1 protein-coding gene is annotated in these 210 nt (G+C 40.5%); it reads left to right on the top strand.

Annotated features, from left to right (window positions below; translation table 11 throughout):
* A partial coding sequence (locus BOQ64_RS24375) for a hypothetical protein (RefSeq protein ID WP_228448551.1) occupies nucleotides 1–210 on the top strand: 210 nt, incomplete at both ends.

The following is a 210-nucleotide window of genomic DNA, read 5'->3' as shown; positions in this document are numbered from 1 at the left end:
ATTGGCCAGAACAGCAATAAACCGGAGTCAGACTGCCCTGTCAATCATGTTTTGATCCGAACTGAATATCTGCTGGAAGAGTTTATCAATAATCGATATTCCCATATCATCATTGGCCAGAACAGCAATAAACCGGAGTCAGACTGCCCTGTCAATCATGTTTTGATCCGAACTGAATATCTGCTGGAAGAGTTTATCAATAATCGATAT

Source organism: Chryseobacterium sp. CH25, from assembly GCF_004119455.1.
Classification (GTDB): Bacteria; Bacteroidota; Bacteroidia; order Flavobacteriales; family Weeksellaceae; genus Chryseobacterium.
This window is presented reverse-complemented; position numbering and strand designations above follow the sequence as displayed.